Origin of the sequence: Bacillus aerolatus, from assembly GCF_009183655.1 — a bacterium.
GTDB classification, from domain to species: domain Bacteria; phylum Bacillota; class Bacilli; order Bacillales; family Domibacillaceae; genus Pseudobacillus; species Pseudobacillus aerolatus.
Map to the genome: position 1 here is coordinate 219,156 of NZ_WEIO01000002.1, position 26,132 is coordinate 245,287.

Annotated in this window: 27 protein-coding genes; all 27 read left to right on the plus strand. The window is 44.2% G+C overall.

The window, feature by feature from the left end:
* Positions 1–25: 25 nt before the first annotated feature.
* The 27 genes from sdaAA (at position 26) to dprA (ending at position 25,992) form a co-directional block, all read left to right on the plus strand.
* Complete coding sequence (sdaAA, locus tag F9802_RS04705; protein ID WP_152150002.1) at positions 26–913, plus strand: L-serine ammonia-lyase, iron-sulfur-dependent, subunit alpha; 888 nt, start codon at positions 26–28, stop codon at positions 911–913.
* Positions 885–2,960: an ATP-dependent DNA helicase RecG gene (recG, locus tag F9802_RS04710; protein ID WP_152150003.1), complete on the plus strand. Its 2,076-nt coding sequence runs from the start codon at positions 885–887 to the stop codon at positions 2,958–2,960. Before sdaAA ends, recG begins: the two co-directional genes overlap by 29 nt.
* A 90-nt stretch (positions 2,961–3,050) precedes the next feature.
* Positions 3,051–3,635 carry a transcription factor FapR gene (gene fapR, locus F9802_RS04715; protein WP_152150281.1) on the plus strand — a complete coding sequence of 195 codons (585 nt, stop codon included), beginning with the start codon at positions 3,051–3,053 and terminating at the stop codon, positions 3,633–3,635.
* The gene (gene plsX / locus F9802_RS04720; protein ID WP_152150004.1) at positions 3,632–4,633 is read left to right on the plus strand and encodes a phosphate acyltransferase PlsX; all 1,002 of its coding nucleotides are present in this window, start codon (positions 3,632–3,634) and stop codon (positions 4,631–4,633) included. The genes fapR and plsX overlap by 4 nt, the downstream gene beginning before the upstream one ends.
* A 12-nt stretch (positions 4,634–4,645) precedes the next feature.
* Positions 4,646–5,593, plus strand: a complete 948-nt coding sequence (gene fabD / locus F9802_RS04725; protein ID WP_152150005.1) for an ACP S-malonyltransferase — start codon at positions 4,646–4,648, stop codon at positions 5,591–5,593.
* Complete coding sequence (fabG, locus tag F9802_RS04730; protein ID WP_152150006.1) at positions 5,590–6,333, plus strand: 3-oxoacyl-[acyl-carrier-protein] reductase; 744 nt, start codon at positions 5,590–5,592, stop codon at positions 6,331–6,333. The genes fabD and fabG overlap by 4 nt, the downstream gene beginning before the upstream one ends.
* A 111-nt stretch (positions 6,334–6,444) precedes the next feature.
* A complete protein-coding gene (gene acpP, locus F9802_RS04735) occupies positions 6,445–6,678 on the plus strand; it encodes an acyl carrier protein (RefSeq protein WP_152150007.1) in 234 nt (77 codons plus the stop codon).
* Between the two features lie 117 nt (positions 6,679–6,795).
* Positions 6,796–7,536, plus strand: a complete 741-nt coding sequence (rnc, locus tag F9802_RS04740) for a ribonuclease III (protein WP_152150008.1) — start codon at positions 6,796–6,798, stop codon at positions 7,534–7,536.
* Between the two features lie 18 nt (positions 7,537–7,554).
* Positions 7,555–11,127, plus strand: a complete 3,573-nt coding sequence (smc, locus tag F9802_RS04745; protein WP_152150009.1) for a chromosome segregation protein SMC — start codon at positions 7,555–7,557, stop codon at positions 11,125–11,127.
* A gap of 118 nt (positions 11,128–11,245) precedes the next feature.
* Positions 11,246–11,431, plus strand: a complete 186-nt coding sequence (locus tag F9802_RS04750; RefSeq protein WP_152150010.1) for a hypothetical protein — start codon at positions 11,246–11,248, stop codon at positions 11,429–11,431.
* Positions 11,432–11,442: 11 nt separating this feature from the next.
* On the plus strand, positions 11,443–12,453 hold the full coding sequence (gene ftsY, locus F9802_RS04755; RefSeq protein WP_152150011.1) for a signal recognition particle-docking protein FtsY: 1,011 nt from the start codon (positions 11,443–11,445) through the stop codon (positions 12,451–12,453).
* Between the two features lie 469 nt (positions 12,454–12,922).
* The gene (locus F9802_RS04760) at positions 12,923–13,237 is read left to right on the plus strand and encodes a putative DNA-binding protein (RefSeq protein ID WP_152150012.1); all 315 of its coding nucleotides are present in this window, start codon (positions 12,923–12,925) and stop codon (positions 13,235–13,237) included.
* A gap of 11 nt (positions 13,238–13,248) precedes the next feature.
* Positions 13,249–14,598 (plus strand): signal recognition particle protein, encoded by a 1,350-nt coding sequence (gene ffh, locus F9802_RS04765; protein WP_152150013.1) that lies wholly within the window; start codon positions 13,249–13,251, stop codon positions 14,596–14,598.
* Between the two features lie 334 nt (positions 14,599–14,932).
* Positions 14,933–15,205 (plus strand): 30S ribosomal protein S16, encoded by a 273-nt coding sequence (rpsP, locus tag F9802_RS04770; RefSeq protein WP_152150014.1) that lies wholly within the window; start codon positions 14,933–14,935, stop codon positions 15,203–15,205.
* Positions 15,206–15,210: 5 nt separating this feature from the next.
* Entirely contained in the window at positions 15,211–15,444 is a 234-nt protein-coding gene (locus tag F9802_RS04775; protein ID WP_152150015.1) for a KH domain-containing protein, read from the plus strand.
* A 401-nt stretch (positions 15,445–15,845) separates the two neighbouring features.
* Positions 15,846–16,226, plus strand: coding sequence for a YlqD family protein (locus F9802_RS04780; RefSeq protein WP_152150282.1), 381 nt, complete (start codon positions 15,846–15,848; stop codon positions 16,224–16,226).
* Between the two features lie 14 nt (positions 16,227–16,240).
* A complete protein-coding gene (gene rimM / locus F9802_RS04785; RefSeq protein WP_152150016.1) occupies positions 16,241–16,759 on the plus strand; it encodes a ribosome maturation factor RimM in 519 nt (172 codons plus the stop codon).
* On the plus strand, positions 16,759–17,502 hold the full coding sequence (gene trmD / locus F9802_RS04790; RefSeq protein ID WP_152150283.1) for a tRNA (guanosine(37)-N1)-methyltransferase TrmD: 744 nt from the start codon (positions 16,759–16,761) through the stop codon (positions 17,500–17,502). The genes rimM and trmD overlap by 1 nt, the downstream gene beginning before the upstream one ends.
* A gap of 125 nt (positions 17,503–17,627) precedes the next feature.
* The gene (gene rplS, locus F9802_RS04795; RefSeq protein WP_152150017.1) at positions 17,628–17,972 is read left to right on the plus strand and encodes a 50S ribosomal protein L19; all 345 of its coding nucleotides are present in this window, start codon (positions 17,628–17,630) and stop codon (positions 17,970–17,972) included.
* A gap of 125 nt (positions 17,973–18,097) precedes the next feature.
* Positions 18,098–18,634, plus strand: coding sequence for a signal peptidase I (lepB, locus tag F9802_RS04800; protein ID WP_152150018.1), 537 nt, complete (start codon positions 18,098–18,100; stop codon positions 18,632–18,634).
* A 34-nt stretch (positions 18,635–18,668) separates the two neighbouring features.
* Positions 18,669–19,526, plus strand: coding sequence for a ribosome biogenesis GTPase YlqF (ylqF, locus tag F9802_RS04805; RefSeq protein WP_152150019.1), 858 nt, complete (start codon positions 18,669–18,671; stop codon positions 19,524–19,526).
* A 235-nt stretch (positions 19,527–19,761) separates the two neighbouring features.
* Positions 19,762–20,538 carry a ribonuclease HII gene (locus F9802_RS04810; RefSeq protein WP_152150020.1) on the plus strand — a complete coding sequence of 259 codons (777 nt, stop codon included), beginning with the start codon at positions 19,762–19,764 and terminating at the stop codon, positions 20,536–20,538.
* 14 nt (positions 20,539–20,552) lie between these two features.
* Positions 20,553–22,439: a hypothetical protein gene (locus tag F9802_RS04815; RefSeq protein WP_152150021.1), complete on the plus strand. Its 1,887-nt coding sequence runs from the start codon at positions 20,553–20,555 to the stop codon at positions 22,437–22,439.
* Positions 22,436–22,714 carry an EscU/YscU/HrcU family type III secretion system export apparatus switch protein gene (locus tag F9802_RS04820; protein ID WP_152150022.1) on the plus strand — a complete coding sequence of 93 codons (279 nt, stop codon included), beginning with the start codon at positions 22,436–22,438 and terminating at the stop codon, positions 22,712–22,714. Before F9802_RS04815 ends, F9802_RS04820 begins: the two co-directional genes overlap by 4 nt.
* Before the next feature lie 218 nt (positions 22,715–22,932).
* The gene (sucC, locus tag F9802_RS04825) at positions 22,933–24,096 is read left to right on the plus strand and encodes an ADP-forming succinate--CoA ligase subunit beta (protein ID WP_152150023.1); all 1,164 of its coding nucleotides are present in this window, start codon (positions 22,933–22,935) and stop codon (positions 24,094–24,096) included.
* A gap of 34 nt (positions 24,097–24,130) precedes the next feature.
* The gene (gene sucD, locus F9802_RS04830) at positions 24,131–25,033 is read left to right on the plus strand and encodes a succinate--CoA ligase subunit alpha (RefSeq protein ID WP_152150024.1); all 903 of its coding nucleotides are present in this window, start codon (positions 24,131–24,133) and stop codon (positions 25,031–25,033) included.
* A 110-nt stretch (positions 25,034–25,143) separates the two neighbouring features.
* Positions 25,144–25,992 carry a DNA-processing protein DprA gene (gene dprA / locus F9802_RS04835; RefSeq protein ID WP_225435193.1) on the plus strand — a complete coding sequence of 283 codons (849 nt, stop codon included), beginning with the start codon at positions 25,144–25,146 and terminating at the stop codon, positions 25,990–25,992.
* Positions 25,993–26,132: the final 140 nt, after the last annotated feature.

A 26,132-nucleotide genomic window follows, 5' to 3' on the forward strand; every position in this document is an offset into this window, starting at 1 on the left:
CAGCTTAGAAAAGGAGTGGATCGGTTTGTTTAAAAATGCGGCTGAACTTGTCAAACTGGCTGAAGACAGCCAGAGAAAAATTGCTGATATTATGATCGAGCAGGAAATGAGTGTAACTGGCAGATCTTACGAAGAGATAATGGAAATGATGGGTAAAAATTTAGAAGTAATGGAAAAAGCCGTAGAACGTGGATTAAAAGGCGTTCATTCTCTCTCGGGTTTAACAGGAGGAGATGCAGTATTACTGCAGGAGTACATCCAAAAAGGCAATACCTTGTCGGGTCCTCTTTTGCTGGATGCTGTCAGTAAAGCGGTAGCTACGAATGAAGTGAACGCGGCGATGGGAACGATTTGCGCTACACCGACAGCCGGCAGCGCCGGCGTCGTGCCGGGTACGCTGTTTGCGGTTCAGGAAAAGCTGAAGCCTTCCCGGGAAGATAAAATTCGCTTTTTGTTCACTGCCGGAGCTTTTGGTTATATTGTCGCCAATAATGCTTCTATTTCTGGTGCGGCCGGTGGATGCCAGGCGGAAGTAGGCTCTGCGTCAGGTATGGCGGCAGCAGCTATTACTGAAATGGCCGGCGGCACACCTGCGCAATGTGCAGAGGCAATGGCAATTACATTAAAAAATATGCTCGGATTAGTTTGTGATCCGGTTGCTGGGCTAGTGGAAGTGCCTTGCGTAAAAAGAAATGCAATGGGCGCAGCTAATGCAATGGTCGCGGCAGACATGGCTCTTGCTGGCGTGACGAGCCGAATCCCTTGTGATGAAGTCATTGATGCGATGTACAAAATAGGCCAAACGATGCCATCTGCCCTGCGGGAAACGGCAGGCGGAGGTCTCGCTGCCACTCCTACCGGGCGCAAGTTGGAGGAAAGAATTTATGGAACACCGCTCCAGCCTCACGAATAATTCGTCCCCGCTAATGGAGCCGGTTGGAATATTGAAAGGGATTGGCAAGGAAACGGCTTTATCATTGAATGACTTGGGTATCGGGACAATAAAAGATTTGATCGAATTTTTTCCTTACCGCTATGAAGACTACCGGCTCCGAGATTTAGCTGATGTTGAGCATGAAGACCGTGTCACAGTAGAAGGGAAGGTTCACAGCCAGCCATCCATCATGTTTTATTCAAAGAAAAAATCACGCTTAACGTTTAAAGTGCTGGTCGGACGATACTTAGTCAACGTCATTTTTTTCAACCAGCCTTATTTGAAAAACAAAGTGAACATTAACGATACGGTGACTATTACAGGGAAGTGGGATAAACATAGGCAGACAATTACAGCCCAGCAATTTGAGGCAGGCCCTCACAGCAAACAAGGTGATTTTGAAGCTGTTTATTCGCTGAAAGGATCCCTTTCTCAAAAAATGTTCCGCAAATATGTCGGTCTCGCTATGTCGCAATATGGTGAGTATTTGGAAGAAACTCTTCCGGAGCAGTTTCTCCGCCAATACAAATTGCTGAACCGCCGGGATGCTCTTCGCTCGCTTCACTTTCCTGCATCTGAAGAAGAAATGAAACAGGCAAGGCGGCGCTTTGTATTTGAAGAGTTTCTTTATTTCCAACTGAAAATGCAGGCGCTGCGCAAGTTTGAAAGAGAGCATTCTGCAGGGATCGCTCAAGCCTATGATATTCATAAGCTGAAGCTCTTTATCGATTCTTTGCCTTTTACGATGACGAATGCTCAGAAAAGGGTAATTAACGATATTTGTGCGGATATAAAGTCCCCTTATCGGATGAACCGGCTTTTGCAAGGTGATGTAGGCAGCGGCAAAACAGCGGTGGCAGCTGTTTGTCTATATGCGAGTGTGACAGCAGGCTTCCAGGGAGCGCTCATGGTGCCGACTGAAATTCTGGCTGAACAGCACGCGGAATCGCTCAGCCAATTATTTGAACCGATAGGTGTGAACTTAGCGCTATTGACGAGTTCTGTTAAAGGAAAGCGCAGGAAGGAACTGCTGGCACGCTTGGAATCAGGGGAAATAGATATATTAGTGGGCACTCATGCGTTAATTCAGGAAGAAGTCAATTTCCACCGGCTTGGTCTCGTTATTACGGACGAACAGCACAGGTTTGGCGTCAATCAGCGCCGGATTCTCCGTGAAAAAGGAGAAAGTCCCGATGTGCTTTTTATGACGGCCACACCCATTCCACGAACCCTCGCCATCACAGTATTTGGAGAAATGGATGTTTCTATCATTGATGAAATGCCGGCGGGAAGAAAAATTATTGAAACGTATTGGGCAAAAGAAGAAATGCTTGACCGCGTCCTCGGTTTCATGGAAAAAGAATTAGTGAAAGGGCGGCAGGCGTATGTCATTTGCCCGTTAATTGAAGAATCAGAAAAGCTTGATTTACAGAATACGCTCGATGTTCATGCTCAGCTTGTGCAATATTTTCATGGGCGTTACGAGGTGGGCTTGATGCATGGCCGACTTCCTTCCGATGAAAAAGAAGCGGTGATGAAAGCTTTTACTGAGCAACAGCTTCACATTCTTGTATCCACTACTGTTGTCGAAGTCGGTGTGAATGTGCCCAATGCAACGATGATGGTGATTTATGACGCGGAACGCTTTGGTCTTTCCCAGCTCCATCAGCTGCGCGGCCGTGTTGGCAGGGGCAGAGAGCAGTCATACTGCATATTGCTCGCCAACCCGAAAACGGAAATTGGCCAAGAGCGAATGAAGATTATGACAGAAACAAATGATGGCTTTGTATTAAGTGAGAAAGATCTTGAGCTGAGGGGGCCGGGCGATTTCTTTGGTAAAAAACAAAGCGGCTTGCCTGAATTCAAAGTGGCGGATATGGTTCATGATTACCGGGCGCTTGAAGTAGCTAGAGAAGACGCCAGACAGCTGATTGAATCCGACTCTTTTTGGAAAGAGGAAGAGTATGCCGCGCTCCGTCGCCATCTTGAAGAGTCCGGTGCATTATCAGGAGAAAAATTGGATTAAAACCAGACTGCAAGTTTTTCCTTGCATTCTGGTTTTTTTGCTTTTATACTACTGTTAGTACCTAGTCCTAATATCGGATGGTGTGAAATGATGAGACGTACAAAAAAAGAAAGGCAGTCCCAACTGAAGGAAACGATTGCAGAAAATCCATTCGTAACCGATGAAGAACTGGCTGAACATTTTCAAGTGAGCGTGCAGACCATTCGGTTAGACAGAATGGAATTGTCGATTCCGGAGCTGCGCGAACGAATTAAGCACGTGGCAGAAAAGAAACTGACTGATGAAGTACGGTCGCTGCCAATCGAAGAAGTCATTGGTGATGTCATTGATATTGAACTTGATAAGAGTGCTATTTCTATATTTGACGTAAAAAAAGAACATGTATTTGTTAGAAACGGGATTGCCCGGGGGCATCACTTATTTGCCCAGGCAAATTCTCTTGCCGTTGCAGTAATAAATGATGAACTCGCTTTGACCGCCAAAGCGAATATCCGCTTCACAAGCTCGGTGCGCGAAGGAGAGCGCGTGGTGGCTAAGGCAAAAGTAATAAATGTAAAAACAGCGAATGAACGGACAACTGTGGAAGTGAGCAGCTATGTCGGGCAGGAGCTTGTTTTTCAAGGGAATTTTACGATGTATCGCTCCAATATAAGAGCAGAGGATGAAACAAAATGAAAATAGCGATAGATGCCATGGGCGGCGATCATGCCCCGCAAGAGATCATTTTAGGAACGAATAAGGCATTAGCAGAAATACAAGACTTGGAAGTGCTTATTTTTGGCGATGAAAAGAAAATCACGCCAATTTTAACGCCAAACAGTCGGGCAAACATTATACATACAGAAGAAGTCATATTAGGAACGGATGAACCAGTCCGCGCAGTCCGCCGCAAAAAAAATGCCTCGATGGTCATGATGGCGCAGGCTGTGGCCGACGGAGAAGCAAGTGCATGCGTGTCTGCAGGAAATACAGGAGCATTAATGGCTGCCGGTTTGTTTATCGTCGGCCGCATTGATGGCATACAGCGGCCGGCGCTCGCCCCGACGCTGCCGACTGTCGATGGAAAAGGATTTGTCATGCTTGACCTTGGCGCCAATGTAGATGCTAAGCCTGATCATTTGCTTCAATATGCAGTGATGGGATCTATTTATGCCGAAAAAGTAAGGGGAGTGAAGAAGCCGCGTGTTGGTCTGTTAAATATCGGAACAGAAGAGAAAAAAGGAAATGACTTAACGAAAGAAGCGTATCAGCTGCTCAGCAGGCAGGAGGGGATCCACTTCGTTGGGAACGTGGAATCCCGCGATTTATTGAGCGGCGCAGCAGATGTTGTTGTTACAGACGGATTCACCGGAAATATGGTGTTAAAAACGATTGAGGGTACCGCGCTTTCGGTCTTTTCGATGTTAAAGTCGGCATTAACCTCATCATTGAAAGCCAAAATAGGAGCTGGACTGTTAAAAAGTGAACTGTACAGTTTAAAAGACAAAATGGATTATACAGAATACGGAGGCGCCGGATTGTTCGGTTTAAAAGCGCCGGTCATAAAAGCACACGGTTCATCAAACGCTAATGCTTTTTACAACGCACTCAAGCAAGCGTATACGATGGCAGAAGCCGATGTGCCTGCAAAAATTGCGGAAGCTGCCGGTGCTGCGCCGTCAGCAGACAAGTAAGGGGGAAATGAAATGGGAAAAATAGCTTTTGTCTTTCCGGGACAAGGGTCACAAGCAGTGGGCATGGGGAAATTACTCGCTGACGATCACCAAGAAATCCGGGAACTGTTTGAAACAGCGGATACGAAATTAGGTTTTTCGCTAAGTGATTTAATGTTTAACGGCCCGCAGGAAAAGTTGACATTAACAATGAACGCCCAGCCTGCGATTCTTGCTGCGAGCATAGCAGCGTTAAAAGTATTTGAGAAAGAAGGCATTATACCGGACTTTGTTGCCGGCCACAGTTTAGGGGAATATACAGCACTTACAGCTGCCAAAGCCCTGACATTCGAAGACGCTGTTTACATTGTCCACAAGCGCGGCCAATTTATGGAGCAGGCCGTACCTGCCGGTGAAGGAACAATGGCGGCTGTCCTCGGAATGGACAGGGGCTTGCTGCAGGAAATAACTGCTGAAGTAACAGCTGCCGGCGAAGCAGTTGGACTCGCCAACTTGAACTGTCCGGGACAAATTGTCATTTCCGGAACGAAAAGCGGCGTCGAGCAAGCAGGAGCTCTTGCAAAAGAAAAAGGAGCAAAACGGGTGCTTCCGCTAAACGTCAGCGGCCCTTTTCATTCTTCATTAATGCAGCCAGCTACAGCCCAGCTTGAAAAAGTACTTAATGAAGTAGAAATAAAAGACTGTGAAACGCCAGTGATCGCCAATGTCGATGCAAAGGCGGTTGTGCAGGCTTCAGACATCCGCAACAAATTGCTTCAGCAGCTGTACTCGCCTGTTCTTTGGGAAGATAGTGTAGAAGAGCTGATTGAAGCAGGTGTAGATACATTCATTGAAATCGGACCAGGGAAAGTACTTTCCGGCCTGATCAAAAAGATTGACCGCCAAGTTACAACACTTGCCGTTCAAGACGGAGAGTCCATTAAGGCAGCTGTAAAAGCATTGAAGGAGGAAACAGTATGAAACTGGACGGAAAAGCGGCTTTAGTCACAGGTGCCTCCCGAGGCATCGGCCGGGAGATTGCGCTCGAACTTGCACGTGCAGGAGCCAATGTTGCGGTCAATTATTCAGGAAGTGAAGCGAAAGCAAATGAAGTGGTCGCGGAAATTAAAGCTATGGGGCGCGAATCAATTGCTATCCAGTGCAATGTGGCTGACAGTGACTCAGTATCAGACATGGTGAAACAAACGGTTGAAACGTTTGGGAAAATTGATATTCTCGTCAACAATGCCGGCATCACACGAGATAATTTGCTGATGCGCATGAAAGAGCAGGAATGGGAAGATGTTATTGATACGAACTTAAAAGGCGTATTCCTTTGCACAAAAGCCGTTACTCGGCCGATGATGAAGCAGAGGAGCGGCCGGATTATTAATATCGCTTCCATCGTTGGGGTGAGTGGAAACGCCGGACAGGCCAATTATGTCGCCGCAAAAGCAGGCGTCATTGGTTTGACGAAAAGCACGGCGAAGGAGCTTGCCTCCCGCGGAATAACAGTTAATGCGCTCGCCCCTGGGTTTATTACAACAGATATGACAGATGCCCTGCCGGAAGAAGCGAAAGAAGCGATGCTCAATCAAATTCCACTTGCCCGTTTTGGCGAGCCGGCAGACATTGCTAAAGCCGCTCTTTTCCTTGCCGCAGACGATTCAAAATACATTACCGGCCAAACGATTCATATCGATGGTGGCATGGTGATGTAAGAAAAGCGGGAGCACCTTGATCAGCCCCGACAATTGCCTTTTATTGAATAGAAAATTTATTTTATCTTTACCGAAAATCGTCTATAATGACTTGAGGGGAGGTGAACGAGCATGGCAGATGTGTTAGAGCGTGTAACGAAAATTATCGTAGATCGTCTTGGAGTGGAAGAATCTCAAGTGAACCTTGAAGCTTCTTTTAAAGAAGATCTTGGAGCAGATTCTTTAGATGTAGTTGAACTTGTAATGGAATTGGAAGATGAATTCGATATGGAAATTTCTGACGATGATGCAGAGAAAATTGCTACAGTGGGTAACGCTGTGAATTACATAAACAGCAAAAAATAATCGTTGGAAGAATGCAGGCTCCGTTGCTGAAAACGGAGCTTTCTTCTTTTGCGATTTTTTTCAGTTTCGACTACACTGTGTGTGGATGCAAATTAGTTTGATAGCGGAGGAAATCCAATGAAGAAACCATATAGAGAACCTAGAAAGCCTTTGAGCAGAAGAGAGCAGCAGTTTAAGCAGCTGCAAGGAAAATTGAACATTCATTTCCATGATGAAAAACTGTTAAAGCATGCTTTTACTCATTCATCCTATGTGAATGAGCATCGGAAAAAACCATATGAAGACAATGAACGCTTGGAGTTTTTAGGAGACGCTGTGCTTGAATTAACCGTCTCTCATTATTTATTCAAAAAATATCCGCTCATGTCAGAAGGAGATTTAACGAAACTCAGAGCAGCAGTTGTTTGTGAGCCGTCTCTCGTGATATTCGCTAATGAATTGCACTTTGGTGATTATGTTCTTCTTGGCAAAGGAGAAGAAATGACCGGTGGACGCATGAGACCGGCTCTCTTGGCTGATGTATTTGAAGCGTTTGTAGGCGCATTATTTTTAGATAAAGGGATGAATGCCGTCCTTCCATTTCTGGACCAAGTGGTTTTTCCAAAGATTAACTCCGGTGCTTTTTCTCATATGATGGATTACAAGAGCCAGCTGCAGGAGCTGGTGCAGCGCCAAACAAAAGGTTCGCTTGAATACAAGATTTTACAAGAAAAAGGACCTGCTCATAGCAAAGAGTTTATTTCACAAGTTTCATTAAATGGAGAAATACTTGGAAGCGGGCAGGGGAAATCGAAAAAAGAAGCTGAGCAAATAGCCGCTCAAGTGGCTTTAACATCATTGAAACAACATACAGAATAGAAGGCAGGGGAAAGGAACATGTTCCTGAAGAAACTGGAAATCTCCGGATTCAAATCATTTGCTGAGCGCGTTTCCGTCGAGTTTGTGGATGGTGTAACGGCCGTGGTCGGACCGAACGGATCAGGTAAGAGTAACATTACTGATGGGATACGCTGGGCGCTTGGAGAACAATCAGCCAAAAGCTTGCGCGGTGGAAAAATGGAAGATGTTATTTTTGCAGGCAGCGACAGCCGCAAACCGTTGAACTTTGCTGAAGTTACATTGACCTTAAACAATGAAAAGGGTACGCTCCCCATTGAATTTAATGAAGTAAATGTGACGAGAAGAGTATACCGCTCAGGGGATAGTGAATATTTTATTAATAAACGGTCATGTCGGTTAAAAGATATTGTCGATTTATTTATAGATTCTGGTCTTGGCAAAGAGGCTTTTTCCATTATCGGCCAAGGGAAAGTAGAAGAAATTTTAAACAGTAAGCCGGAAGACCGCCGGACGATTTTTGAAGAAGCGGCCGGTGTATTGAAATATAAAATCCGCAAAAAGAAAGCGGAGAAAAAGCTTGATGAAACACAAGAAAATTTGTTGCGTGTTCAAGACATTTTGCATGAATTGGAAGGGCAGCTGGAACCTTTAAAAATACAGGCTTCGATCGCACGCGATTTTCTTGAAAAGAAAGAGGAAATGACGAAGTATGATATTGCCGCCATCGTATTTGAAATTGATGAGCTTCATGGGGAGTGGGAGAAATTAAAAGCAAGCCGCGATCGTCATGAAGAAGAAAACACCCGTCTTTTTTCAAATCTGCAAATAAAAGAAGCGAAAGCAGAAGAGCTGCGCGGGCAAATCAATGCCATTGATGAGTCGGTTAACGACTTACAAATAGTTCTCCTGGCGGCGAGCGAGGAACTTGAAAAGCTAGAAGGCCGTAAACAAGTCTTACAGGAGCGAAGAAAAAATGCCACTCAAAACGAAGGGCAGCTAGCTGAAAATCTAACAGAAATAAAAGAAAAAATAAATCTTCTTTCTGTGCAGGCTGCTGAATTAAAGCAGAAGTCTAAAGCGGATCAAGCGGAAGAAGCGGAATTGAAGCGGCTGCTGTTTGAAAAACAACAAGAAATGAAACAGCTTTCGCAAAACCTTGAAGAAGCAATCGAGTCGTTAAAATCAGATTACATCGAAAGTCTAAATGTGCAAGCATCTGCTAAAAACGAACGGCGATATTTGAAACAGCAAATGGAGCAGTTAGCGCACAGAAAAGAACGGCTTGATGCCGAAAATGAAAAGCAGCTTGCAGAAAGACGGGAAATTGAAGCAAAAAAAACTTCTATAGAAGAAGCGCTCGCTTTCGAACAAAAACGCTTCACTGTTCATATGGAATCGCTGCAGCAAGAACAGCAAATGCTCGGGGTGATGAAATCAAAATATGAGAAGCAGGAATCGAGCTTATATCAAGCCTATCAAATTCTTCAAGATGCTAAATCCCGCAAAGACATGCTTGAATCTTTGGAAGAGGACTATTCGGGGTTTTTCCAAGGGGTGAAAGAAGTATTAAAAGCGAGGCACCATAAGCTTGCAGGGATTGAAGGAGCGATTGCTGAAATTATTAATGTGCCTAAAGACTATGAAACGGCGATTGAAATCGCTCTCGGAAGCAGTATGCAGCACATTATAACGGCAGACGAACGGGCAGCTCGCGAGGCAATCGGCTATTTGAAGAAACATCGCTTTGGCCGGGCAACATTTCTGCCGTTGACGTCAATGAAAGGGAAAACGATTCCTGCTTCTCTTCTCTCGCAACTGGGAACCGACAGCCGCTTTATTGGAATTGCATCCAGCTTAATCCGCTTCCCGGATAAGTACAGCCCAGCGGTGACTAATTTGCTTGGGCATACAGTTGTAGCTGCCAACTTGGAAGGTGCCAATGAATTAGCCAAGCTGCTGAACTACCGTTACCGGATTGTGACGCTGGACGGAGATGTTGTCAATCCGGGCGGTTCCATGACAGGAGGCGCCTTAAAGCAAAAAGGGAGTTCATTTATAAGCCGTAAAAACGAATTGGACTCGTTAAAAGCAAGACTTGCTTCCATGGAAGAAAAAACAGCATCTGTAGAACGGGAAGTAAAAAAATTAAAAGAAACGATTATTGCTAAAGAAGCCTTGCTTGGAGAGATGCGAAGCGAAGCAGAATCGATGAGAGGGAAAGAGCAGGAGCGTAAGAATGACTGGCTTGAATGGCAATTCTCTTTTCAAACGATCAACAGCCGCTTGTCTATTTATGATACAGAAAAGCGCGAATTTGAAGAAGAAAACGCCAGGTTGCAAGAGCGATTTAAGGCAGCAGACAAACAACTTATCGGCAGCCAGCAGGAAATTGACACGCTTGATGTGGAAATTAAGAAGTTAACGGAGAAAAAGACGCAGGAAAGCACATTAAGAGAGTCCATCGTGCAAGCCATAAGCGAGTTGAAATCGAAGCTTGCGGTAAAAACTGAACAATTGGCCGCGGGGACGGAAAGACTTGAACAAGTGCTTAATGAATTAACAGCAGCTAAAAAGAAATTCAAACAGTGGAATGAAGATTTGAATTGGCTGCAAACAGAAATGTCTGCCAGCGGGCAAGGGGAAGAAGAACTTGATTTGGCCGCCCGTAAAAAGCGGCAGGACAAGGAAGAAACCGCTAAACTTATTTCTATGCGCAGAAATGAACGAATGGACAAGCTGAAAAAGCTTGAAGATGATGAAAAGGAATTAAAAGAAGCAAGAAGGCTTCATAAAGCAATGAGTGAAGCTATTCAAGATGAAGAAGTAAAAATCAACCGCTTAGATGTAGAGCTGGAAAATCGCCTAGAGCAGTTAAGCAAGGAGTATACGATTACGTATGAAGCAGCGAAAGAAAAATATCCGCTGCCTTTCCCGATTGAAGAAGTTCGTAAAAAACTTCACTTAATAAAGCTGTCCATGAAGGAACTGGGCAGCGTCAACCTCGGAGCGATAGAAGAATATGACCGCGTGTTTGAGCGGCATACATTCCTTGAGGAACAGCGGGCTGATTTACAAGAAGCGAAAGACACACTTTTTCAAGTGATAGAAGAAATGGACGAAGAAATGACCAAAAGGTTTAAAGAAACATTTGAGGCTGTCCGGTCGCAATTCCTTCCTGTTTTTCAAGCGTTGTTTGGCGGCGGAAGAGCGGAATTGAAACTGACAAATCCTGATGACTTGTTAAATACAGGAGTGGATATCGTCGCACAGCCCACTGGAAAGAAACTGCAAAACCTCAGCCTGCTGTCCGGCGGAGAACGTGCTTTAACCGCCATCGCTTTATTATTTGCCATACTCAAAGTACGTCCCGTTCCTTTTTGCGTACTCGATGAAGTAGAAGCGGCATTAGACGAAGCAAACGTCTTTCGCTTCAGCCAATACTTAAAACAATTCAGCGAAGACACTCAATTCATCGTCATCACCCACAGAAAAGGAACAATGGAAGAAGCAGATGTCCTCTACGGCGTCACCATGCAAGAATCAGGCGTATCAAGACTAGTCTCCGTAAAAATGGATGAAAGAAAAGTGGAGCCGACTGCCCTGGGGTGACAAGCATAAGACGAACTGGCGAAATGGCATTCTTCAGCCATGCAGCCGGATTGGCTTATGACCTCGAGCCCCAAGGAGGCGGAGCTGGACAAAGAAAAGCGGAGCCGACTGCACTGGGGTGACAAGCATAAGACGAACTGGCGAAGTGGCGTTCTTCAGCCATGCAGCCGGATTGGCTTATGACCTCGAGCCCCAAGGAGGAGGAGCTGGACAAAGAAAAGCGGAATCAGCGTACGCGCTAGCGGCTGCAGCTCACGTAGCTGTTTGTATAGGAATGACTATATTTAACTATATTTTTAATTAGGAGGATAAACGATGAGCTTTTTTAAGAAGTTAAAAGAAAAGTTGACTACATCAACGGATCAGGCAACCGAAAAATTTAAAACTGGTTTGACAAAAACACGCGACAACTTTTCGAATAAAGTGAATGATCTTGTCGCACGCTATCGTAAAATTGATGAGGATTTCTTTGAAGAGCTTGAAGAAATCCTCATTGGTGCGGACGTTGGGTTCGATACAGTGATGGAACTGATCGAGCAATTAAAGTATGAGGTGAAACGTCGCAATACAAAAGATCCAGCGGAAGTGCGGGATATTATTACTGAAAAGCTTGTTGATATTTACCAAGGCGGCGAAGAAGCGCCAAATGAATTAAACATCCAAGAAGATGGATTGACAGTTATCCTTTTTGTCGGCGTTAATGGTGTTGGCAAGACTACCACTATCGGTAAGCTGGCTCACAAATTTAAGTCAGAAGGTAAAAAAGTTCTGCTGGCAGCCGGCGATACTTTTCGTGCAGGAGCAATTGAGCAGCTTGAAGTCTGGGGAGAGCGCACAGGTGTAGATGTCATCAAGCAAGGGGAAGGCTCGGATCCTGCTGCGGTGATGTATGATGCCGTCCAAGCAGCCAAATCACGGCAGGCAGATATTTTATTGTGTGATACAGCCGGACGTCTTCAGAACAAAGTCAATTTAATGAAAGAGCTGGAAAAGGTCAAACGAGTCATTGAACGTGAAGTGCCAGGAGCGCCGCATGAAGTGCTGATCGTCCTTGATGCGACGACTGGCCAGAATGCAATGATTCAAGCAAAGACATTTAAAGAAGCAACGGATGTGAGCGGGATTGTGCTGACTAAGCTTGATGGAACAGCTAAAGGCGGAATTGTACTGGCTATTCGTAAAGAATTGGAGATTCCCGTCAAGTTCGTCGGTCTCGGTGAAAAAATGGATGATCTGCAGCAGTTTGATGCTGAGAAATACGTATACGGATTGTTTTCCACCGCATTTGAGGAAAAAGAAGAACAAGCAGAAGCGGACGAGGAGTGATTCGCGTTTCGCTTGTCCAGCTGCAGCGCCTTGCTCCTCGGGTCAAATAACCTTCCCCAATGAAGTCAAAGAGCGACTTCTTTGGGGAAAGAACATTTGCCTGTCGGAGCAGAACAGGCGCTTGCGCTTTTCTAAGTGTCCAACTGCAGGCGCCAGCGCGTACGCTGATTTCGCTCTCTCTGTCGGAGTCCAAGAACGACTCCTCGTCGAGAGCTATAAATCCGCTAGCGCGCTGAACGAGCGCCTTGCGCTTTTCTACTGTCCAGCTGCAGCGCCTTGCTCCTCGGGTCAAATAACCTTCCCCAATGAAGTCAAAGAGCGACTTCTTTTGGGGAAGAACATTTGCCGGTCGGAGCAGAACAGGCGCTTGCGCTTTTCTTTATGTAAAGATATTTTCTTGACATTGTTATGAAAAGTAGGTAGACTGTTTTAATGTAAAGGATTTTAACTTAACAAGGGAGGACTGTCTATGCTTGAGAAAACGACAAGAATGAATTATTTGTATGATTTTTATCATTCTTTGTTAACGAATAAGCAGCGCAGTTATATGTCCCTTTATTATCTGGATGATTTCTCCCTTGGTGAAATTGCAGAAGAATATGAAGTAAGCCGCCAGGCGGTTTATGATAATATTAAACGCACGGAAGCAATGTTGGAGGAATATGAAAGTAAATTGTTGCTATTTAAGAAATTTCAAGAGCGCAGCCATTTGTTGAAGCAATTGAAAATCTCTGCTTCAAATGAAGAGCTGTCTATTATTGAATCGCTTGAGAAATTAGATTAGGAGGCGGCACGATGGCATTTGAAGGATTAGCCGACCGACTGCAAAACACGATGCAAAAGATCCGCAGCAAAGGGAAAGTTTCAGAAGCGGACGTGAAAGAAATGATGCGGGAAGTGCGTCTTGCCCTTCTCGAAGCGGATGTTAACTTTAAAGTCGTAAAAAGCTTTGTGAAAAAAGTCAGTGAGCGCTCTGTCGGTCAGGAAGTAATGAAAAGTTTAACACCCGGACAGCAAGTCATCAAAGTAGTTAAGGAAGAGCTGACTGAGCTGATGGGCGGAGAGCAGAGCCAGATTGTAACGGCAAAACGCCCACCGACCGTAATTATGATGGTCGGCCTGCAAGGGGCCGGTAAAACGACAACTACAGGTAAGCTGGCAAATTTGTTACGCAAGCGGTACAACCGTAAGCCGCTTCTCGTCGCCGCTGATATTTACCGCCCGGCAGCCATCAAGCAGCTGGAAACACTCGGCAAACAACTAAATATGCCTGTCTTTTCTTTAGGAGACCAGATAAGTCCCGTGGAAATTGCGAAACAGGCGATAGAAAAAGCGAAGGCTGACCATCATGATTATGTATTAATTGATACGGCCGGCCGCCTGCATGTGGATGAAAATTTAATGGGCGAGCTAAAAGAAATTAAAGAGCTCACCAGCCCGGATGAGATCTTTCTCGTCGTCGATGCTATGACCGGTCAGGATGCTGTTAATGTAGCCCAAAGCTTTGATGACCAGCTCGGTGTGACCGGAGTTGTTTTAACGAAACTTGACGGGGACACGCGCGGCGGGGCTGCTTTGTCTATTCGAGCTGTGACAGAAAAGCCGATTAAATTTGCCGGTATGGGTGAAAAACTGGATGCCCTTGAACCTTTTCATCCGGAACGAATGGCTTCCCGCATTCTCGGTATGGGCGACGTGCTGACCCTTATTGAAAAAGCGCAAACAAACGTCGATGAAGAGAAAGCGAAAGAGCTTGAACAAAAAATGCGGACGATGTCATTTACGTTTGACGATTTCCTTGATCAGCTTGGACAAGTCCGGTCTATGGGGCCATTGGATGAAATTATTAAAATGCTTCCTGGAGCCAATAAAATCAAAGGATTAAATAATGTTCAAGTGGACGAAAAACAAATTTCTCACATTGAAGCCATTATTCAGTCAATGACGAGCGAAGAGAAACAACATCCAGAAATTATCAGCTCAGGCCGCAAAAAGCGAATTGCAAAAGGAAGTGGAACGTCCATCCAGGAAGTCAACCGCCTGCTTAAGCAATTTGAAGAAATGAAAAAAATGATGAAACAAATGTCTGGTATGCAGCAAAAAGGCAAGAAAAAGGGCGCGCCTTTTAAATTTCCGTTTATGTAACGAAAAGCGGAAGCGCCTGTTCTGCTCCGACAGGCAAATGTTCTTCCCCAAAAGAAGTCGCTCTTTGACTTTATTGGGGGAGGTTATTTGACCCGAGGAGCAAGGCGCTGCAGCTGGACAAGCGAAAAGCGGAGCCGACTGCATTGGGGTGGGGCGACAAGCATAAGACGAACTGGCGAAATGGCGTTTTCCAGCCATGCAGCTAGGTTGGCTTATGACCTCGAGCCCCAAGGAGGCGCAGCTGGACAAAATGTAAAGAAAAAAACCTTTACAAACAACCCTGTTATTTGTTATTATTCTATCTTGTGTAAAACTATTCGGAGGTGCTTTAAAAATGGCAGTAAAAATTCGTTTAAAACGTATGGGTTCTAAAAGATCCCCATTCTATCGTATTGTAGTAGCAGATTCTCGTTCTCCACGTGATGGACGTCAAATCGAAACAGTTGGAACATACAATCCAGTTGTTCAACCAGCAGAAGTAAAAATTGATGAAGAGCTTGCATTGAAATGGCTTCAAAATGGTGCAAAACCATCTGATACAGTTCGCAATCTTTTCTCTAACCAAGGTATTATGGAAAAATTCCACAATGCTAAATACAGCAAGTAAGAAAAATGGAAGAGTTAATCTTAGCAATTGTTAAACCACTTGTCGATTATCCTGAACAGGTGACTGTCGAAGAGAAGGAAGAAGGTAATAAAAGTATTTACCGGCTTTCTCTCCATTCGGAAGATATCGGAAAGGTCATCGGGAAGCACGGCCGGATTGCTAAGGCGATTCGAACCATTATAACAGCGGCTGCGAATGCCGCTCATCAAAAAAAAGTGTATGTAGAGATAGTCGAATAGGGAGGGGCAACCTCCCTTTTTTCGTATAAATTTTTAATTAGAAAAGCGGAAGCGCCTGTTCTGCTCCGACAGGCAAATGTTCTTCCACAAAGAAGTCGCTCTTTGACTTCATTGGGGAAGGTTATTTGACCCGAGGAGCAAGGCGCTGCAGCCGGACAATCGAAAAGCGGAAGGTGCTCGTTCAGCCCGATAGCGGATTTATAGCTCTCGACGAGAAGTCCCGTTCTTGGACTTCGACAGAGAGAGCGAAATCAGCGTACGGGCTAGCGCCTGCAGCTGGACAAACGAAAAGCGGAAGCGGCCGTTTAGACTCGGCAGACATAAGACGGACCGCCGAAGCTAGACACGAAGCGAAGCCGCTATTCCCTGCAGCTAGCCAACACCGAAAGGAAGGCGAAAGCATGCAAATATTGCAGACGGTGATCGTAAAACAAATATTGACAGAAGCGATGAAGCAATCCATGCTTTCATCTTATCAGGATAAAAAAGCTCAGCTTGAAAAAGAATATGAGCAATTACGCTTTGAACTCAAAAAAGCAGAAAGACTGCATAAAAGCGGCCGCAAACAGACTGCCCGCTTTTATGAGAGAGAGATGGAGCAGCGCCGGGAAAAGATTAAAAATATTGAGTTCCAACAAAGTCAGTTAGAACTTTTGCCCCTCGGCAGTGAGCTGAAAGCAAAAGAGCTGCAGGCGTTAGTAGAAGTCAATGTTGGCGACCACTGGGAAGAAGCAGAGAAAACAATTGTCGTTAAAGATGGCATTATCATTGAGATTCGTTAGAGGTGAATCAAAAAATGGAAAAATGGTTTAACGTAGGAAAGATCGTCAATACGCACGGTATTCGCGGTGAAATTAGAGTGATTTCTAGAACAGATTTTCCTGATGAAAGATATCAAGTAGGAAACACGCTGTACTTGTTTATGCCAGGAGAGATGGAAGGCAGACCTGTCATTGTTGCTTCTCATCGTAAGCACAAATCATTTGATTTGCTGACATTTGAAGGATTCGAAGGATTAAATACAGTGGAGCCGTTAAAAGGCGGATTGCTGAAAATAAAAGAATCCCAGCTTGGCGAGCTAAATGAAGGTGAATATTACTTCCATGAGATCATTGGCTGCCTCGTCAAGACTATTGAGGGAGAAGAAATCGGTAAAGTAACTGAGGTTTTGACACCGGGAGCAAACGACGTATGGGTCGTTAAAGGTAAAGCTGGTAAAGACTATTACATCCCTTATATTGAACAAGTCGTAAAAAAGGTGGATCCGGCAGAAAAGCTTATTTTTATTGAACCGATGGAAGGATTATTGTCATGATGAAGATTGATATTCTTTCGCTCTTTCCTGAAATGTTTGAAGGGGTTCTTTACTCTTCCATGCTGAAAAAAGCAGCTGAAAAAGGGAAAGTGGAGTATAATGTTGTCAACTTTCGCGATTATGCGGAAGGAAAACATAAAACAGTCGATGATTATCCTTACGGCGGCGGAGCAGGTATGGTGCTGAAGCCACAGCCGGTGTTCGATGCGGTGGACGAGGTGAAAAAAAACTCCTCGTCCCGCAGCCCGCGTGTCATATTAATGTGTCCGCAAGGAGAGCGCTATACGCAGAAAAAGGCGGAAGAATTGGCAGTGGAAGAACACTTAATATTTATTTGCGGCCATTACGAAGGATATGATGAACGCATACGCGAACAGCTAGTGACGGATGAAATCTCTATCGGGGACTTTGTACTGACAGGAGGCGAGCTAGGAGCCATGGTAGTTGTCGACAGTATTGTCCGCCTTCTGCCGGATGTGCTTGGCAATGAAGCTTCTCCAGTGTTGGACTCTTTTTCATCCGGTCTGCTTGAGCATCCGCAATATACAAGGCCGGCTGAATTCCGCGGCTTTAAAGTTCCTGATATATTACTTTCCGGAAATCACCGATTAGTCGATGAATGGCGGGACAAAGAGTCCTTAAGACGGACGTGGGAGCGGCGGCCGGACTTGCTGGAGCAATACTCGCTTACTGAACGCCAGAAATCATGGGTAAATGAGTGGGAAAAAGAAAGAGACTCTTGATTTACTGATCTATTTATGGTAAGATTTTTTCGTGGTTTGCGGCCAAGGTCGAAGCCCATTAAAACGGTGTTCCGCTGCAGCTGATATATGTTGTATTGAGCATCTGTTAGAAGGAGAGGAATATTATGCACAAATTGATTCAAGAACTTACTCAGGAACAACTTCGCACAGATCTTCCAGCTTTTCGTCCTGGAGATACAGTACGCGTACACGTTAAAGTTGTTGAGGGAACACGTGAGCGTATTCAGATCTTTGAAGGTGTCGTTATTAAACGTCGCGGCGGCGGAGTGAGTGAAACATTCACAGTTCGCAAAATCTCTTATGGCGTAGGCGTTGAACGTACTTTCCCAGTTCATACACCGAAGATTGCTCAAATCGAAGTAACTCGCCGTGGTAAAGTTCGTCGTGCTAAACTGTACTACTTGCGTAACCTTCGCGGTAAAGCAGCTCGTATTAAAGAAATTCGATAATTATAGACGATTTGCGAAAGGAGCTTGGGGACAAGCTCCTTTTTCAAATGAAAAAAAGCCCTTTCTTTTCTCAATGATGGCCAAAGTGATATGATAAATACATAATAAATTAGGTGGTGGCAATTTTGGCAAAAGAAAAAAGTGAATTCTGGGAATGGACAAAAGCTTTTTTAATCGCAATAGGACTGGCAGCAATTATTCGATATTTTATTATCGCACCTATTGTAGTAGACGGTGAATCTATGATGCCAACGCTAACAGACGGTGATTGGATGATCGTCAATAAAATTGGTGAACCTCAGCGTTTTGATATCGTTGTGTTTCATGCACCGGAAAAAAAGGATTACATTAAACGCGTTATCGGCCTTCCGGGTGATAAAGTGGAATATAAAGATGATAAATTATATGTCAACGGTAAATATTATGAAGAGCCTTATTTAGAAGAATATAAAAAGGAAGAGCCTATTCCGCTTACGCCTGACTTTACATTGCAGGAGTTGACGGGAAAAGCAACGGTGCCGGAAGGAGAAATTTTTGTTCTCGGCGATAACCGGCTGTACAGTAAAGACAGTCGTCATATTGGCACGGTTCGTATTGATGAAGTAGTAGGCGATACGAGTGTTGTTTTCTGGCCTTTAAATAAAATGAGGCTGGTGGATTAATATTGACCGCCCGGACAGAATGGAGGTTGAATTTATGACCATTCAATGGTTTCCCGGCCATATGGCAAAAGCAAGAAGAGAAGTAACGGAAAAATTAAAGTTAGTGGATATTATCTTTGAGCTGGTAGACGCCCGCTTGCCGATATCTTCACGAAACCCGATGATTGATGAAATCATCCAGCAAAAGCCAAGGCTTGTGTTACTAAACAAAGCAGATATGGCAGATCCCGCAGTTACGGCCCAATGGCTTGCTTATTTCAAAGAGGGAGGCGTACCTGCCCTGGCGATTAATTCTCATGCCGGCAGCGGTCTGGCAGCCATTAATAGAGCGGCGAAAGAAATATTAAAAGAGAAATTTGATCGGATGAAGTCCAGAGGTATTAAACCAAGAGCGATCAGGGCGATGATCGTCGGTATTCCGAACGTAGGCAAGTCAACATTAATTAACCGGCTGGCTAAAAAGAACATCGCTAAAACGGGCAACATGCCTGGCGTGACAAAAGCCCAGCAGTGGATTAAAGCCGGTAAAGAAATGGAACTGCTCGATACACCGGGTATCCTCTGGCCGAAATTTGAAGACGAAGAAACAGGCTTTAAACTCGCTTTAACAGGAGCGATTAAAGATGCGATCCTCAACTTGGAGGACGTGGCAGTCTTTGCTCTTCGTTTTTTAGAAACGAGGTATCCAAACCGGTTAAAAGAACGATACGGTCTCGAGGAGATTCCTGAAGACTTGTTAGAACTCTTTAATCATATCGGAAAGCTGCGCGGCTGCTACGCCGGACGCACCGAGGTCGATTACGACAAAACAACCGAACTCATTATTCGCGACATCAGAGGAGAAAAACTCGGAAAACTCACATTCGACTTCCCGGAAGAACAAACGGAATAACAAAAAATAAAGGCCCTCACAAAGGGCCTTTATTTTATCTGAAAAAAACCGATATAAGAAGAAAAGCGGAAGCGACTGCTCTGTCCCGACAAGCAAATGACGAATAGCTCATGCGAAATGTTGAAGAAATTAATAAAACAAACAAACTTTAATTAAAAACACAATGTGCAAAATTCACAAAACAAATTAAAATAGCCTTCATATATTTAAAATGAATAGGCGAAAGGATTAATTCATGTCTCAATCAGTAAGTGAAATAAGAAAACGAATAAGAGAAATACAATCAGAAGACGATCCTCACTTTCAGGAGTGGCTTAGAGATCCGCGGAAAGGCGTTCAGCAGGCCGTAGCACAATGGTACCGAATACAGGAGAAGCAAGCAATGGAACGCCTTAAATACGAACAGCTGCTTAATTATGAGCGCGAATTGCTCAATCAGGGAATTACATCTATTGCAGGAATTGACGAAGTGGGCAGAGGCCCGCTCGCCGGCCCTGTTATAGCGGCGGCTGTTATATTGCCGCCTAACATCCAGCTTGTGGGAATAAATGACTCGAAAAAATTAAGCAAAGCAAAAAGAGACTACTTTTATAAAGAAATAACAGATAAAGCAGATGTAGGCATTGGCATAGTGACTGCTGCAGAAATTGATTTATTAAACATATACGAAGCAACTAAAAAAGCGATGGTCTCAGCTATTCAGCAGCTGCATCATCTCCCGCAGCATTTACTGATCGATGCCATGAAACTAAATGTGTCTATTCCACAGACATCTATAGTCAAAGGAGATGTAAAAAGTGCTTCGATCGCTGCGGCATCAATCGTGGCAAAAGTGACGAGAGACAGGTTAATGTGTGACTATGCCCTGCTTTACCCGCAGTATGGTTTTGAAAAAAACATGGGGTACGGTACAAAAGAACATTTAACAGGTTTGCAGTCGACCGGTCCGTGTGAGATTCATCGAAACAGTTTTTCACCCGTGAAGGAAATAAGGCAACTTCTGAAAAAATAACGGAGGTGAATGAATTGATTATACAACAAGCCGCTCTTGCGCAAGGCATTCTTGGTAAAGAAAGATCCATGCAATTGCGGGAGGGAGAGATGTTCCCCGCTAAAGTGGTGAAAATACTGCCTAATGGCATGGCTGAACTTTCTACTGGAACAACTACGATGATGGCAAAACTGGAAGTGACTCTTCAATCAGGGGAAAGGTATTGGTTTCGCGCAGCTTCGAATGTTGATGGCCTGCAGTTGAAAGTCATCACATCGCCGGTTTCTGCAAAGGGAGATGGGGCAAAGATGGCGCAAGATTTGCTGCTGCATCTATCCCTGCCGTTGACAAAAGAAAATAAAGCATTCGTGGAAATAATGATGAGAGAAAAGCTGCCTTTGACGAAAGAATTGATTGTAAAAGCAGCAGAGTGGCTTGCGAAAGCACCGGCAGTTGAAGGGCTTCAAGTGGTCAAAATGATGGCGGAGCGTTCTCTTCCGATGACTAAAGATGTATTTCAATCTTTAATGACGGCACATTCTCCAGTGCCACTCAGCCAATTAACGGAAGAATTAGCCGGTAAGCTGCAGCAGTTGCAGCAGCCGCCAGCTTTGGCAAGAGAGCTAGTAAAATTATTAAAAGAATGGCAGACGCCTTTTGAAAAAAATATCATTCAAAAAGTCATGACTGCAATTATGGATCAGCTGATTCTGCCGGAAAAGACGTCTGCTTCAAAAACTGCCGCCTTTGATTTGTTAAAATCATGGGGCTTTATTCCTGAAAAAGCGGATCATACTGACGATGCCCTCATCCAAATCATGGAGCGGTGGAAGAAAGAACCGAACAAGTTCGGAACAGCCGTGCAGCTGCGCACTGAAAACAAGACTGTCACTTTACAAGAAGCGGTCAGCCAGTTCATTCGGCAGCCGGCCAGTAAAGAACTTCTGCAGCGATTAGAGCAAGCGTTGATGGCTAGCACTAAAACAATGGAAAAATCTATTAGTCAGCCCTTAACAGCCGAAGTGAAGCTGTTAATCGAAGAATTAAAGGATACAAAAATAGCAAACCAACAATTAGCCGCTGTCTTCAAAACAGCAGCGAAAGCGAGTATTCACCAAAATCAACCTCAAGAAGCGATTCGGCAACTGTCCGCTCTTTTTAACAAAGAAGCAGATGAACTCATACGGGCAGTCAAGAATGAAGCAGCAAAAATTGATTCCTCGTCTCTTGTATCACTGTCAAAAAAAGAAATTCTTTTTCAGCAAATTATGCTCGCGGCGGAAAACGATATGCATTTCCACATGTCAGGCAAAGAAGCTCATTCTTTAATTAAAGACACGTTTCTGCAGCTCGGAATCGATTTGGAAGGAATACTTGGAGCAAGGCATCCCGGAGAAGCTGAACTGGAAAAAATGCTGAAACCGCAGCTTTTGCGTCTGCTTGGAGAAAACATCCCTGTTCATGTAAAGGAGCTCGCTGAACAAGTGCTTGGCCGAATGAATGTGCAGCCCCTTTTATCCGCTGAAACCGGTCCGCTCCAGCAGCTGATCATGCAAGTACCTGTCAATTTATTTGGCTTCCATACAGATCTGACATTACAATGGTCAGGGAAAAAAACGGATGATGGTAAGTTGGATTCAGATTTTTGTCGGGTACTGTTTTATTTAAACCTTGAAAACATCAAAGAAACAGTCATTGATATGCAAGTGCAAAATCGAATTATCCAGCTGCAAGTGTTTAATGAAACGCCGGGGTTGAAAAAAATGGCCGATTCTCTTACCCCGACATTAAAAGCTAGAGTAGAAGAAAAGGGTTATCAGCTGTCGAGTATCCAATTTAAGCGGCCGGACAAAAGGGCTGCGCTGCCAATCGTACGGGCAATGGAAGCGCAGCCGTATGAAGGAGTGGACATCCGCATATGAAAAAAGAAGTGAAAAGAAAACAGGCGGCCGCTCTTTCCTACCTTCCAGAAAAAAGTCAGTCCCCCACTTTAATTGCCAAAGGAAAAGGGAAAGTGGCAGAAAATATCCTTGAAAAAGCAAGAGAACACAATATTCCAATTCAAGAAGACCCAAGCCTCGTTGAGATATTAGGCAAGCTGGAAATCAATGAATCCATCCCCGAAGAACTTTATCAGGCAGTTGCGGAAGTATTTGCTTTTATTTATCGGTTGGATCAAAGGAAAAAGCAGCAATAAAATGTTTAAACTCCACAGTCTGGGTAATGATTAAGAGAGACTGTGTACTAAGGACATGTTAGTATATGAAAAAGGAAAAAAGAGCAAGTATTTTCATGCAAAAGGTAAAAAAAAATAGTATGAGAAACAAATTTAAGGGCAACACCTAGACATAAATTCAGACTTTATATACAATGGTAACGCAGTCTACTTTTTTGAGATTGATAGGAGGATGGAGTATGAATATCCATGAGTATCAAGGTAAAGAAATCCTCAGAAATTACGGGGTGGCCGTTCCAAACGGTAAAGTTGCTTTTTCTGTAGAAGAAGCGGTGGAAGCAGCGAAAGAACTCGGCACTGATGTTTGTGTAGTTAAAGCACAAATTCACGCAGGCGGCCGCGGTAAAGCGGGCGGAGTTAAAGTCGCAAAAAATATTGATGAAGTGCGTACATATGCTGAAGAAATTTTAGGTAAGACGCTTGTCACGCATCAAACTGGTCCAGAAGGTAAAGAAGTAAAGCGCTTACTGATCGAAGAAGGCTGCGATATTCAAAAAGAATATTACATTGGTCTTGTTCTGGATCGTGCAACTTCACAAGTCGTGCTAATGGCTTCTGAAGAAGGCGGAACAGAAATCGAAGAAGTGGCAGAAGCGACTCCGGAGAAAATTTTCAAAGAATACATTGATCCGGTAACGGGCTTAATGCCATATCAGGCTCGCCGTGTAGCTTTTAACATCAATATTCCGGCGAAACTTGTCAACAAAGCAGTGAAATTCATGATGGGCCTTTATACAGTGTTCATCGAAAAAGATGCAGCAATCGCTGAGATCAACCCATTAGTCGTAACTGGCGACGGTGACGTAATGGCTCTTGATGCGAAAATCAATTTTGATTCCAACGCACTATACCGCCATAAAGATATTATGGAATACCGCGATTTGGAAGAAGAAGATCCAAAAGAAATCGAAGCATCTAAATACGACTTAAGCTATATCTCCCTTGATGGCAACATTGGCTGTATGGTTAATGGTGCAGGCCTTGCTATGGCTACAATGGACATTATTAAACATTACGGCGGCGATCCGGCCAACTTCCTCGATGTTGGGGGCGGCGCGACAGCTGAAAAAGTAACAGAAGCATTTAAAATTATTCTATCTGACAAAAATGTTAAAGGCATCTTTGTTAACATTTTCGGCGGAATTATGAAATGCGATATTATTGCATCCGGCGTAGTAGAAGCAGCAAAACAAGTTGGTTTGTCTGTGCCGCTCGTTGTCCGTTTAGAAGGAACGAACGTTGACTTAGGTAAGAAAATTTTAAATGAATCCGACATAAAAATTGTTTCAGCTGAGTCCATGGCTGACGGCGCGCAAAAAATTGTTGAGCTTGTAAGCAAATAATTTCAGAGTTGACCAGAGAAAGGCAGGTATAGGCATGAGTGTATTTGTTAATAAAGACACAAAAGTAATCGTTCAAGGTATTACCGGTTCCACAGCTCTTTTCCATACGAAACAAATGCTTGAATATGGCACAAAAATCGTCGGTGGGGTAACACCAGGAAAAGGCGGAACAGAAGTTGAAGGTGTTCCGGTATTTAACACAGTAGAAGAAGCAGTTAAAGCAACAGGCGCTAACGCTTCCGTTATTTACGTTCCTGCGCCATTTGCTGCAGACGCGATCATTGAAGCGGCAGATGCGGAAATCGATCTTGTTATTTGTATTACTGAGCACATTCCAGTATTGGATATGGTGAAAGTAAAGCGCTATTTACAAGATAAGAAAACTCGTCTTATCGGGCCAAACTGCCCGGGTGTTATTTCACCTGATGAGTGTAAAATCGGCATTATGCCTGGCTACATTCACACTAAAGGCCATGTTGGTGTTGTTTCCCGCTCTGGTACATTGACTTATGAGGCGGTACACCAATTGTCACAAGCCGGCATTGGCCAAACATCAGCTGTTGGTATCGGCGGCGACCCGGTAAATGGCACGGACTTCATTGATGTTTTAAAAGCATTCAATGAAGATCCAGAAACAAAAGCAGTTATCATGATCGGTGAAATCGGCGGAACTGCTGAAGAAGAGGCAGCCGAATGGGTAAAAGCGAACATGACGAAGCCGGTAGTAGGCTTTATCGGCGGCCGTACTGCGCCTCCAGGAAAGCGTATGGGCCATGCCGGTGCGATCATTTCCGGTGGAAAAGGAACAGCTGACGAAAAAATCCGCGTGATGAACGAATGTGGAATTAAAGTGGCTGAAACGCCGTCTGTTATGGGTGAAACATTGATCGAAGTAATTAAAGAAAAAGGTATTTACGAAGAGTGTAAAACTCATTAATCCATGTAAATATACATCAAAGAAACAGCCTCTTTTTCATTTAGAAGAGGCTGTTTCTTTCTAAAAAGGAGGAGACTAAACTGGATTTATTAACAGAAAAAATTATCCACTTGCAGCATTGCCGCGGCATCGGCTGGAAAGCCATTTACTTGCTTTTAAAAAAAGAACCTGATCTAAAGAACCTCTATCTCTATTCCCCTTCTTATTTTTCCAGCACCCTTTCCATTTCCCTTTCCCATGCAGCTTTTGTCACCCATCAGCTCACCGAAAAGCCGGTTCAGCCTTTGTTAAAAAGATACGAAGAACAGGGGGTTTCTTTTATTCCGATTTACAGCTCAGAATATCCGTCTCTTCTTAAGACATTGCCACAGCCGCCATGGGGACTTTATGCAGCCGGCAATCCCACATTGTTGGCTGCTGGTAGAAAATTGGCCGTTGTCGGGGCGCGTAAAGCAGATGAGTATGGACGCAGTGCTATTCAATTATTGGTGCCTGAGCTCATTGAGCATGGCTGTGTAATCGTCAGTGGGCTGGCAAAAGGGGTGGACGCATTTGCCCACGAAGAGGCATTAAGCGTCGGAGGAGAAACCGTTGCTGTTATTGCCGGAGGGTTTAATTATTTATATCCAAAAGAAAATATTTCACTGGCAAAAAATATTGTACAATCGGGTCTGCTTTTGTCGGAATATCCACCAGACATGAAACCAGAAAAATGGCAATTCCCTGCCAGAAACCGCATCATCAGCGGCTTATCTCTTGGTACTCTCGTTGTGCAAGCGGGGAAGAAAAGCGGTTCATTAATTACGGCTTATTGCGCTTTGGAACAAGGAAGAGAAGTATTTTGTGTCCCTGGAAGAATGGATGATCCACTGTCTGCGGGGACGAATGAATTAATAAGCGACGGCGCAAAATTAGTGCGGTCAAGTGAAGATATTTTGTCGGAAATGATCAAAATATAATCTTTATTTATAGAAGAAAACGGCTTATTCTGTTTTTTCCTGTTCGGTTGTTTTTACTTCTTTTTTAAAAAAAGGTTGCTTTTATTCGCAAACTGTATTAAATTTTGCAAAAGAATCAATCATTTTTAAGGAAATGTAAA